At 34.2% G+C, this 10,864-nt stretch carries 16 protein-coding genes; 4 read left to right on the top strand and 12 right to left on the bottom strand.

Translation table 11 applies throughout. The features are described from left to right. Positions 1-186 (bottom strand): hypothetical protein (locus ACP5SP_RS06420; protein ID WP_428076269.1); only part of this gene is annotated, 186 nt, incomplete at its 3' end. A 254-nt stretch (positions 187-440) separates the two neighbouring features. On the opposite strand from ACP5SP_RS06420, the gene ACP5SP_RS06415 reads away from it, so the two are divergent. After that, positions 441-1,235 (top strand): SDR family oxidoreductase, encoded by a 795-nt coding sequence (locus tag ACP5SP_RS06415; RefSeq protein ID WP_424586981.1) that lies wholly within the window; start codon positions 441-443, stop codon positions 1,233-1,235. On the opposite strand, the gene ACP5SP_RS06410 is transcribed toward ACP5SP_RS06415, so the two are convergent. The 7 genes from ACP5SP_RS06410 to ACP5SP_RS06380 form a co-directional block, all read right to left on the bottom strand. Next, positions 1,223-2,821 (bottom strand): CTP synthase, encoded by a 1,599-nt coding sequence (locus ACP5SP_RS06410; protein WP_424586982.1) that lies wholly within the window; start codon positions 2,819-2,821, stop codon positions 1,223-1,225. The genes ACP5SP_RS06415 and ACP5SP_RS06410 overlap by 13 nt on opposite strands. Then, complete coding sequence (locus ACP5SP_RS06405) at positions 2,818-3,195, bottom strand: ImmA/IrrE family metallo-endopeptidase (RefSeq protein WP_424607046.1); 378 nt, start codon at positions 3,193-3,195, stop codon at positions 2,818-2,820. Before ACP5SP_RS06405 ends, ACP5SP_RS06410 begins: the two co-directional genes overlap by 4 nt. Next, the gene (locus ACP5SP_RS06400) at positions 3,173-3,496 is read right to left on the bottom strand and encodes a helix-turn-helix domain-containing protein (protein ID WP_416085357.1); all 324 of its coding nucleotides are present in this window, start codon (positions 3,494-3,496) and stop codon (positions 3,173-3,175) included. Before ACP5SP_RS06400 ends, ACP5SP_RS06405 begins: the two co-directional genes overlap by 23 nt. A 64-nt stretch (positions 3,497-3,560) precedes the next feature. Then, on the bottom strand, positions 3,561-4,568 hold the full coding sequence (locus ACP5SP_RS06395; RefSeq protein ID WP_424586984.1) for a D-alanine--D-alanine ligase family protein: 1,008 nt from the start codon (positions 4,566-4,568) through the stop codon (positions 3,561-3,563). A 13-nt stretch (positions 4,569-4,581) separates the two neighbouring features. Then, positions 4,582-4,869 (bottom strand): ferritin, encoded by a 288-nt coding sequence (locus ACP5SP_RS06390; protein WP_416085359.1) that lies wholly within the window; start codon positions 4,867-4,869, stop codon positions 4,582-4,584. A gap of 135 nt (positions 4,870-5,004) precedes the next feature. Next, positions 5,005-5,622 carry a glycerol-3-phosphate acyltransferase gene (locus ACP5SP_RS06385; RefSeq protein ID WP_428076268.1) on the bottom strand — a complete coding sequence of 206 codons (618 nt, stop codon included), beginning with the start codon at positions 5,620-5,622 and terminating at the stop codon, positions 5,005-5,007. A 10-nt stretch (positions 5,623-5,632) separates the two neighbouring features. After that, entirely contained in the window at positions 5,633-6,703 is a 1,071-nt protein-coding gene (locus tag ACP5SP_RS06380; protein ID WP_424586985.1) for a glycosyltransferase, read from the bottom strand. 167 nt (positions 6,704-6,870) lie between these two features. Here ACP5SP_RS06380 and ACP5SP_RS06375 point away from each other — a divergent pair, with 167 nt between their 5' ends. The 3 genes from ACP5SP_RS06375 to ACP5SP_RS06365 are packed head-to-tail and all read left to right on the top strand — an operon-like array spanning position 6,871 to position 8,244. Beyond that, positions 6,871-7,347, top strand: a complete 477-nt coding sequence (locus tag ACP5SP_RS06375) for a NifB/NifX family molybdenum-iron cluster-binding protein (protein WP_416085362.1) — start codon at positions 6,871-6,873, stop codon at positions 7,345-7,347. A gap of 20 nt (positions 7,348-7,367) precedes the next feature. Further along, positions 7,368-7,730 (top strand): hypothetical protein, encoded by a 363-nt coding sequence (locus ACP5SP_RS06370; RefSeq protein WP_416085363.1) that lies wholly within the window; start codon positions 7,368-7,370, stop codon positions 7,728-7,730. Positions 7,731-7,758: 28 nt separating this feature from the next. Continuing rightward, positions 7,759-8,244 (top strand): HIT family protein, encoded by a 486-nt coding sequence (locus ACP5SP_RS06365; RefSeq protein ID WP_416085364.1) that lies wholly within the window; start codon positions 7,759-7,761, stop codon positions 8,242-8,244. Here the strand turns inward: ACP5SP_RS06365 and scfB are convergent, their stop codons facing one another. The 4 genes from scfB to ACP5SP_RS06345 form a co-directional block, all read right to left on the bottom strand. Next, a complete protein-coding gene (scfB, locus tag ACP5SP_RS06360; RefSeq protein WP_424586986.1) occupies positions 8,245-9,645 on the bottom strand; it encodes a thioether cross-link-forming SCIFF peptide maturase in 1,401 nt (466 codons plus the stop codon). 5 nt (positions 9,646-9,650) lie between these two features. Then, positions 9,651-9,824 (bottom strand): six-cysteine ranthipeptide SCIFF, encoded by a 174-nt coding sequence (gene scfA / locus ACP5SP_RS06355; RefSeq protein ID WP_416085366.1) that lies wholly within the window; start codon positions 9,822-9,824, stop codon positions 9,651-9,653. 67 nt (positions 9,825-9,891) lie between these two features. Then, on the bottom strand, positions 9,892-10,308 hold the full coding sequence (locus tag ACP5SP_RS06350; protein ID WP_428076267.1) for a DUF4143 domain-containing protein: 417 nt from the start codon (positions 10,306-10,308) through the stop codon (positions 9,892-9,894). Positions 10,309-10,389: 81 nt separating this feature from the next. Beyond that, positions 10,390-10,800, bottom strand: coding sequence for an AAA family ATPase (locus ACP5SP_RS06345; protein ID WP_428076266.1), 411 nt, complete (start codon positions 10,798-10,800; stop codon positions 10,390-10,392). Positions 10,801-10,864: the final 64 nt, after the last annotated feature.

Below are 10,864 nucleotides of genomic sequence, written 5' to 3'. Positions count from 1 at the left end.
AACATCAGAGTTTTTAGGATCAACAACGACACTTGTTATCTCAACATCCTTCATTAGACCATTAGATCCAGTGCTTAACTCTTTCCATGCCACAGTTTCTCCTTTTACAACATTTTCTCTTAATGCTCCATGAAAAAAGGAAAGGAGCATAAAGATGGTCAACAAAACTGCAACCGTCTTTTTCATGAAGTACCTCCTTTTCTTTTATAAATTTACTGCTTTCCTATTATATTTTATATTTAACCTAAATTGAGCGATTTTTTTATTCCTCTGTATTCTGCATTCCTTTCAACAGAATATCCCTCTAAAAAATGTTAGTACTTTTTTGAAAAAATTGCAAATTTTTTGATTATATATGAAAAATTTGGAGAATCGCTCAGGTTAGGTTAAACTAAATTTGATTTATGTGATTTTTGTCTAAATTATTGTATAATGAAAGTATGAATAAGATAGCCTTAGTGACTGGTGCTTCTTCTGGCTTTGGACTTGAAATATTTAATTACCTCAATTCGAAAGGAATACATGCATATGGAGTTTCAAGGACATTAAAGGACTCTCTTCAAAACCGTACTTTTACACTTGATGTTACAGATTTGACAAAGGCAAATGAAGTTGTCAAAAGACTTATTGAAATTGAAGGACATATTGATGCACTTATAAATGTTGCAGGCTTTGGCATCTCTGGAGCCGTAGAAGACACACCAATTGAAGCGATAAAAAGACAAATGGATGTAAATTTCTTAGGCACTGTTAATCTCACAAAGGCAGTTTTGCCCTACATGAGAGAAAATCGTTCTGGATTAATTATCAATTTTAGTTCTATCGCAGGACTTATAGGACTTCCGTATCAAGCATTTTACTCTTCTTCGAAATTTGCAATTGAAGGTTTTTCAGAGGCGTTGAGGATGGAAGTTGAGCAATTTGGAATTCGTGTAGTTGTTGTTGAGCCAGGTGATTTTAAAACAGGCTTTACTTCAAAAAGGGAAAAATACACAGAAGAAAACTCTCCTTATTACGAAAAATTCTATAAGGCAATTTCAAGAATGGAAAAAGACGAAACTGAGGGAAGTAATCCACGGATTGTTGCTGAACTCATATACAAAATTATCTCAAGCAAAAATCCACATGATAAATACGTGGTTGGCCCATTTTCTGAAAAACTGTTTGTTATCTTAAAGAAAATTCTTCCCGAAAGTTTAATTTATGCAATATTCAAAATGTATTATGGTTTGTGATTAATTGATGCCTCGATAAATTTTACAAATAATGGGTGTGGGTTTAAAGGCCGTGATTTAAATTCGGGATGAGCCTGAGTTCCAATGAAAAACGGATGATCTTCAATTTCTCCAAATTCTACAAGTTTTCCATTGGGTGATGTTCCTGATACAACAAAGCCGTGGCTTGTTAGTATTGGTAAAAATTCATTATTGACTTCATAGCGATGTCTATGCCTTTCAGAAATTTCAGTTGTGCCATAAATTCTAAAAGCAAGGCTTCCCTCTTTAAGGATTGCCTTTTGTGCGCCAAGCCTCATTGTGCCACCAAGAGCCTTTAAGTCCTTTTGGCTTTCCATAATGTCAATTACAGGGTAAGGAGTTTTTGGATCAAATTCAGTTGAGTTTGCCTCCCTGAGTCCGCATACGTTTCGAGCAAACTCCACAGTCATAAGTTGCATTCCAAGACAAATTCCTAAAAATGGAGTTTTGTTTTCTCTTGCGTAACGTATTGCATTAATCATTCCTTCGATTCCTCTTACACCAAATCCACCAGGGACAAGAATGCCATCTAAATTAGCCTCTTCCAATGTATCTTTATAATTTTCATTTTCAAGAGTTTCTGAATTTATCCATACAATCTCAAGCCTTGCTCTGTTTTCTGTTGCACCATGTTTTAAGGCTTCAATGAGGCTTTTGTATGCATCCTTTAGTTCAACATATTTTCCAACGATGCCAATTTTAACAGTCTTTTGAGGGTTCTCCATTCTTTGTAAGAAGTCAAGATATTTATCGATGTTTAATTTGTTTTCTTGAAGCCCTAAAACTGCCAGTACTCTTTTGGAAAATTCCTGCTTTTCAAGGAGAATTGGAATTTTGTATATGTTATCAGCATCAATTGCTTCAAGCACATTCTCGACTTTTACATCTGTAAAAAGAGATAACTTTTCTTTTATGGATTTTTGGACAGGCACTTCGCTTCTCAAAACAAGCAAATCTGGTTGGATTCCCATACTTCGGAGTTCTTTTACACTGTGTTGTGTTGGCTTTGTTTTGACTTCCTGCGTTGCTCTAAGATACGGAAGAAGTGAAACGTGGATATAGGAGACATTTTCTTTTCCTAAATCATTTTTCATTTGTCGTGCTGCTTCTAAAAAGGGTTGAGATTCTATATCTCCTACTGTTCCGCCAATTTCAACTATGAGAATATCTGAAGTACTTCCCAATTTTTTGAGATTATCTTTTATTTCATTTGTAATGTGTGGGATGACCTGAACTGTCTTTCCAAGATAGTAGCCAAGGCGTTCTTTTGTCAAAACGGAGTAATAAATTTTCCCTGTTGTGAGGCTGTTATCTTTTGTAAGATTTTTATTTAGAAATCTTTCATAGTTTCCGATATCAAGATCGGTTTCTCCTCCATCTTCTGTTACAAATACTTCTCCATGTTCGTATGGAGACATTGTCCCTGCGTCAATTTGTAAATATGGGTCAATTTTTGCGATGTTAACACTAAAGCCTCTGCTTTCAAGAAGCATTCCAAGTGAAGATGCAACAAGCCCTTTTCCAAGAGAAGAAATTACACCACCCGTTATGAAAACAACTTTCATACGATCACCTCATAACAAGGAGATTTGAGTTTTATTTTAACAAAATTTTTAGACACTTTGAAGTAATCTGAGAGTTCATTTATAAATTCTAAATTTACATTCTCAATATATAGTAATGCTTCGTAAACTATTTTTCTTAGAACAGTTTCTAGCATAAGTAATTCCGCTACAGCTCTGTTTATCTTTGATTGGAATTTTTTATCCTCACCTTTGTAGATGTAATAAGGAAAATTTGCAAAAGTCTTGTTATCTTGTAGGAGATATTCTGCAAATTCATACGTTAGAATAAAGCGCTTGTATGCCTTTCCATTTGTCATTAATGTGAAATTTAGATGGCTTTCAATTTCTTTTTTAATTAGTTTCTTTATTTCCACTTTTCCTCTTTTTAAGGTAGTCAATAAAGGCTTCGATTGCCCTTATATCTTCTTCTGTGAGATCCTTATCAATGTGAAAAAGAATTTTAATGTCTGTCTTTTCAATGAAGTATGATGTGGGAAGATTAAGTGCTTCTGCTATTTTTGCAACAACTTTAATTGTTGGTGTCTTTTTTCCTTGTATAAGTTGGGATATGTATGCGATCGAGATGCCAGTTCTTCTTGCAAGTTCGCTTTGAGTTAAGTCTTTCTCTCTTAGTGCTTCCTTTAATCTTTCAACAAAATACTCCCTTACTCCCATACCTAATATTGTATTAAAAATGGTAATTTATGGAAAGATGCTAATTTATATTTCAAGAAATTTATTATTCGTGGTTAAAGGAAAGTTTTGTTTCTACTCTGTGCCTTTCTACTGCAATTTGCAATATGTCGTTTATGAGATCTTCATAAGTTTTTCCCATAAGTTTGTATATGCGTGGTAAATCTGAATGTTCTGGATCAAGTCCTGGAAGGGGATTTACTTCGAGAACATATGGATTGTAATTCTTATCGACACGCAAATCGAACCTTGCGACATCTCTATTTCTTAGAGCAATAAAAGCATTTTTAACAATCTCTGTAATTTTTTGTAAAACATGTTCCGGGAGTCTTGCAGGAAGATAGTAGTTTGCCCTGTCTGAATACTCTGTTTTAAATTTGTAAGTTTGAATATAAGGAGATGCTCTTAGCTCTCTTCTTGAAAGAGTTGAAAAGTCAATTTCCATGGGTGGTAAAACTTGTGGTGGAAAATTTCCCATAACACCTACTGTTATTTCAGTTCCTTCGATAAACTCCTCAACCATTACGGGTCTCTTGAATTTCTTGAATGCCTTTTCAATTGCTTCTTTTAATTCAGCATCACTTACGCAAATAGATTTTGAAGTTATTCCAATACTCGACCCTTCAAAAATTGGCTTTACAATAACAGGGTAATTGAGATCTCCAATTTCTATTGAATCAATTACCTTGAAAACCTTGAATTTTGGTGTTGGGATGCCATGAAACATAAGCACTTCTTTTGTCATTACCTTATCCATTGAGATTGCAAGCGATAAGACTGATGAGCCAGTATAAGGAATTCTAAGTTCATCTAAAATTGCAGGGACAAACGCTTCTCTGTAAGCTCCGTATTTACCTTCTGCAATATTGAAAACAAACTGAGGTTTATCAATCGTAAGCGAATAAAAGAGCAAGGGAGAGGTTGCTTCATATAGTTTAACCTTGTGTCCCCTTGCTTCAAGAGCGCTTTTTATCGCTTCGATTGTTATGGGTCTGTCAAATTCGTCTAATTCTGTTTCACTTCTTTTTAAATTAAAAGTGATTCCAACTTTCATATGAGTGACTTTATTAGCCCATATCTCCAAAGTCTTTTGTCGTAAAGAGATAATCCTTTAACTCATGCTCAAATTTTGGATCAACTCGCCTCAAGTACTCGATAAGCATTGCAGCGTGTTCTTTCTCTTCGTCTCTATTGTGGATAAGAATTTTTTTAAGTTCTGGGTCCGTTGTTGCCATAACTCTCTGGTTGTAATAATCAATTGCTTCAAGCTCTTCCATTAATGATGAAATTGCCCTGTGCAAGTCCATCGCTTTTTCACCGATTGCCTTTGGGTCTTCATACATATTTCCTGCCATAATTGCACCTCCATCAATTTATTATAATCCCAATTTTTATTTTGCAAAGGAATTTTATCTTTTAGAAGCCCGATTATGAAAACATTATTCAAATTGTCTTAGCGAACAACAAAATCCAAATCGAAATAACTCTGTTTATCCTAAAAATCTTTCTTTGAGTCTTACAGGTATATCACTTAATTCCCTTCTGTGGGAATAGATAAGAAGCATTATATTTAAAAACCAAGCAAGAAGGAACTCCTTATGCAGAATATAAACAAAGACACCAATAAAAGTGAATGAACCTACTACTCTAAGTGAATTGTATTCTGGCGATTCTTCGTAGCCTTTATGGAATATAATTGGATACAAAATTAATGAAATTGCGAAGAGTATTGCAATTCTAAAATTTGTTAATGCAACCCAAATTCCGAAGGTTGTTGCAACACCTTTTCCTCCTCTACCTTTTAGCAGGGGAGTAAATATATGACCCAAAAGTGGGGCAATGGCAATTATGTTTAATTCAAAAGTCGAAAATTTCCCGCTTTTTACTATAAAGAACAAAGGAATTGCTCCCTTTAAGAAATCAAGAAGACTTCCTACAATTCCTGCAACTTTTCCTCCTGCATGCCACAAATTGAACCCACCGGGGTTTCCATCCCCATATTTTCTTATATCTTTGTGAAGCAAAAGTCCTATAAGATAGGAAAACATTATCGAGCCTGTCAAAAATTCTATTAAAAAATAAAGTGCCAATAATCTTATGTGTTCCATAGGTTATTACCTACCTTCTTGTAAATATTTTTACATCTTTCCACTCAACAAAACCTCTGATGAATGTTGCATAAAAAGAGTATGTTATAACAAAAAGAGTAAATAAAACAATTAGTGGATAAAGAATTGCCGAAATTATGGAAAATTCTCCTACTCTTTTTGCAAAGATGCGAATTAATACAACATAAGCTATGTAAAGATAAAAAAATGGGGATATATTGTAGTAAAGTGGCGGGATCAAAGAACCGAGCAAAAATAGCAATATTGGTATAACTATTGAAAAATCAACTGCTGAGCTTCCAAGTGCAGAATTTTTAGCCCATCCTTTGAAAAGGGAATTAAGCCCATCTGGATACATGCGAAATTTTACGAGATCTCCTCCAAGGAAATTTATGATAGGTATGTTTGCCTTTAAAAATGCTTGCCCAAGTTTGAAGTCCTCAACAACTTCGTTTTTAACAACATAGTGTGTGCCTGCTTTGATATAGTTTTCTCTTGATACTGCAATTAGAGGGCCATAAATCCCAATTGGTTTTGTGTTTTCAAAGATAGTAAAACTTTTTGATGCCATTGCTGAAATTATTGCAAATATCATTGACAAATTTTCGTATGGTTCCTTTACTATATGTTTTGGCCAAACTGACACTACTGCGTTTTTTTCTAAAACTTCTTTTACGATACTACCAATGGCGTCCTTTTCAAGCTCTACATCTGCATCGACAAATATTAAGATATCTCCATGTGAATTTTCAAAGCCCTTAAGACATGCGTATGGTTTTCCAAGGAAACCTTCTTCGCGTTCTACTATACGGATGACTTTTACTCCAAAAGATCTTGAAATCTGAGAGGTCAAATCGATTGAATTATCATCAACAACAATAATTTCAAGATTTGGGTAGTTACAATCTTTGAGATTTTCAAGGATTTTTTTAATATTCTTTTCTTCATTTCTTGCGGGGATTATAATAGAAACTAACGGAGTATCAATATGGTCTGTTTTTTCTAAAAATTTCTCCCTGTAGAATACAAAAATTCCACTAAAAATCCCTAAAATTGCTAAAAGTATTAGTAATGTAAACATCACTCTAAATTATAATACTAATTTTTCGTATGTCAAAAACTTTTTAAAATATGATATAATAAAATAGAAAGAAATTTTTATTAGAGTTTTTAAGAATTTCGAGGTATTAGAATTTTCAGAAGTAATATATAGGTGTGTTTAGTAAAAACAATTATGGAGGCGAATAAATGAAAATTGCGTTTGTAACAGATGAAGCAAAAGGTCTTGAAAGTTTAATTTCTGAGCATTTTGGACATGCACCGTATTTTGTGATTGTTGAAGTTGAAGGCGATGATGTAAAGAATGTTGAATCTATTGCAAATCCTTATGCAGGTGCTCATGCACACGATGAGGTTGTAAATTTTCTTAAGGAGAAAGGTGTTGAAATGGTAGTTTCAGGCAATATGGGAGAGCATATGATGACTGCCTTTGATGAAGCGGGCATTGATGTGGTGGTTGGTGCAGAAGGAACTATTGATGATGTTATTGATGATGTAATAGCAGAAGACTTCGAAGAATACGATGAAGAAATTGAGGAATTTGATGATGAAGATTATGAGGATATAGATATTGAAAAGCTAAAGCAGGATGTTGAATCTCTTAAAAAGGAAATTGGGGAGATAAAATCGATATTGCAAGATCTCGAGAATAAACTTAAAGGTTAGATTATTTAAAAGGAGGGGGTATGAAAATACACGATTATCTTAAAGAAAGCTCTAAAACCCTTTCACAAGAGGAACGTGAAGAGCGCTACAAGTATCTTGGGAAAGAAGTTATCGATGTTAATGAACCGGGGCTTGATTCCATTGCGGAATTTTACGGGATTGTCCATGCAATTTGGGATGACTGGGCTGATGGTCGAATTGATACAAAAACTGCATTAAGGAGGTTAGCCCTGTTGAAGCTTCTAAGTTTCAAAGGCAAGAACAAAAAAATCCAAGATATTGATGATGAAGATTTGGAAGAAGTAAGAAAATTTATAGATTATGTAAGGCAAATTATCAAAAACAAGGGAAGAAAACGAGGAGAAGATATTTCCGAAGAGTAAAGGTTTGAAATATAAATTACAATTTTGTATGAGAAATTTGTTTGCACCTTGGCGTAAAACTTATATTCAAAATGCACATAAAAAAGATAGAGATTGCTTTATTTGTGTTGCAGCAAATTCTTCAAACGATGAGGAGAATCTTATTGTAAAGCGAGGGAATTTTGCAATAATAATCCTCAATCGTTATCCGTATAACTCAGGACACATAATGATTTGTCCCAAAAGGCATGTTAAATTTCCATATGACCTTAACAAAGACGAGCAAACAGAGATTATGTACTTTTTAGGCCTTGCAGTTAAAGTACTTGAAACTGTTTATCATCCCGAAGGCTTTAACATCGGTGTTAATATTGGTCGTGCGGCTGGTGCAGGAGAAGAACACCTTCACTTCCATATTGTACCACGCTGGGGTGGGGATACTAATTTTATGTCTGTGTTTGGGGAAACACGCGTAATTCCTGAGGCAATTGAAGAAACTTATAAGAAATTAAAAGAAGCCTTCAGCAAGATCTAATTACTTTACTGAATCTCTTTTTTCAGAAAGTTGTGTTGTTGGAACTTCAATGCCAAGTTCTCTTAACTTATATGCAACGTAAAGCGCTGCCTCAATTCGCATTTTTTGAATTTCACAACCGATTTCATATGGTTTAAAGATATCACCGTTCATAACATAATTATTTGCAAGGCAACCACCCGAGCAATAGAATCTTGCCCAACATTTTGCACATTCTTCTTTATTAAAAAGAAAGTTTGCCTTTCTAAATTTTTCTTGGAGTTCTTTATTTGTAATACCTGTAAACACATCTCCTAATTTTGTTTCTTTTATGCCGTCAAATTGATGGCAGGGATATATTGACCCATCAGGTGAAACTGCAATGTACTCAACACCTGCACCACAACCATGAATGCGTTTTTGAATGCATGGACCTGCCTCCAAATCAAGATTAAAGTGAAAGAAGTTCCATGTTTCATCTTTCTGTGAATTTACATATTCTATAGCAAGGCGCTCATATTCCTTCTTAAGAATTGATAAGTCTTCTTTTTTGATACTAATATCTTCTTCCTTTGTTACAACAGGCTCAAGAGAAATATATTTAAAGCCAAAATTATGCAAATCCATAACGGTTTTTGATATTTCAAGTGTATCATGAGTGTAAGTGCCCCTTACATAGTATCCACCTGATTCGGCTCTATGAACTGCAACTTTCTTTATCTTTGGAAATACCAAATCAAATGTGCCCTTACCATTTCTAAACACTCTGTATTTGTCGTTTACAGATTTATCACCATCGAGGCTTAATACAATACTCACATCATTATCAAAAAGGAAGTTCTCAATCTCATCGGAAAGAAGACTTCCATTTGTTGTTATTGTGAATCTCCAATTTTTGTCTTTATAAGTTTCCTTGGCGTATTCTATTGTTTTCTTTACCACTTCAAAATTGAGAAGAGGCTCTCCGCCAAAGAAATCGACTTCAAGTGCCTCACGTCCAGGTGAATTTTTTGCAAGATAGTCAATTGCGGCCTTTGCAACATCAAAACTCATAAGAGCATCAGATCCACCGTAATTCCCTTTTTTTGCAAAGCAGTAGAGACATCCAAAATTACAGGAGTGTGCAACATTAAGACACATTGATTTCAATATGAGGTTAGACTCAAAGTACTTGGGAGGTTTTGAAAAAAGAATCCCGTCTTTTATAAGTTCATTGACTTCTTCTTGTATCTCCTGTGCAATTTCTTTACCATATTTTTCTTTAGTTAAATTAAAAGCCTCTTCCTTTGAATCTGTTTCTTCGAGTTTCTCTAAATAAAAATAAGTTGCATCATCTAAATTTAAGAGGCTTCCAGAATTTACATCAACAGCAAAAAATTCCCCATTAAAGGGGAAAAGATGTACTAAAGATTTATCAAACATTTATACTACCAGATCCACCTTTTAACAGGTTTCTTTATTTCACAAACCTGATTTCCAACGGTTACACTTGTTTTGCATGCAGATTTGCATGGAGTTTGACATGCTCTGCAATCATGCGCCTTATCAATGTTCCAGAAAGGCTTTTTTGATACAATTTTTACATGTCTTACTGTATTCATACTATCAAGCCTCCTTACAGCATATTATAGATGCTAAACCAAATTTTTGCAAGTTCAAAATTACTATCTAACAGGTATTTCTCCCTTGAGATTCTTTTATTAGGTCAATTTTCCCTTGGTGTATGTTCTCCAGAAGTACAAATTTGTAAAAGTTCTCATGTATTTTTGTTTTTTTCAGTCTCTCTGCTATTATACAGTTCTCCAAGAGAGCGCCAACATCATTCCTTGAATCTAATCTGTTAAAGTTATTTATTATTCCATTTCTTACCCCAGTGTCGTAAAAGTAATACTTGTTTTTACCACTAATCTCGCTTCTTAGATTTTTTGAAAACGGAGTAAGAGGAAAAATAACATACGATTTAACCAGTAAATCGATATATCTTTTTACTGTCTTAACATCAATAAGAACATGTTGTGATATTTCGTTTAAAGAAACCTCCTTTTCGATTTGGGATGCAAGGAGCTTAAGAAGGTCAAGAAGCACTTTGCTACTTTTTCAAATATGAGGATATCTTTGAGTAAATATTAATCGACAATTTCATGAATGATTTCCATTTTTTCGCTGTTATTTTTTGAGGTTATAAGCGGGATATTCTCCATATATTAGAAAATACTCTAATTTTTCTTTTAATTCATATCGGTTCATAAGTTTTGCAAATTCCATCTGCGCAATTGGAAACATTTCGAGAGTTATTTTTCTTCCATTTAGCGGCTCTCCAACTTGTCCTATCAAATTAAACGAAGACGAACCAGTCAATATTGTTTTAAGCGATGGGATATTATCAAGCATCATTTTAATAGAATTGCCTATGTTTTTTATATACTGTGCCTCGTCAATTGCTATAAGTTCGTATCCCTCTGCATACTCTTTTAATAGTTCAAAATCGAGAGAGTTAAAATGGGGATCATCTTCCCTTTCTAACGGTTGATGGGGGATTTGCCTTTTTCCAATAATTGTCATTTCGAAGGAGCGCAAGCGACTGAGAAATCTCAATATTTTGAGGGGGCAACAACCCCCTTCCTCAATACTCCCCCAAAAC

Origin of the sequence: Caldisericum sp. (genome assembly GCF_049967455.1) — a bacterium.
GTDB classification, from domain to species: domain Bacteria; phylum Caldisericota; class Caldisericia; order Caldisericales; family Caldisericaceae; genus Caldisericum; species Caldisericum exile_A.
The sequence above is the reverse complement of the archived record's forward strand: the minus strand, read 5'-3'. Positions and strand labels throughout refer to the sequence as shown.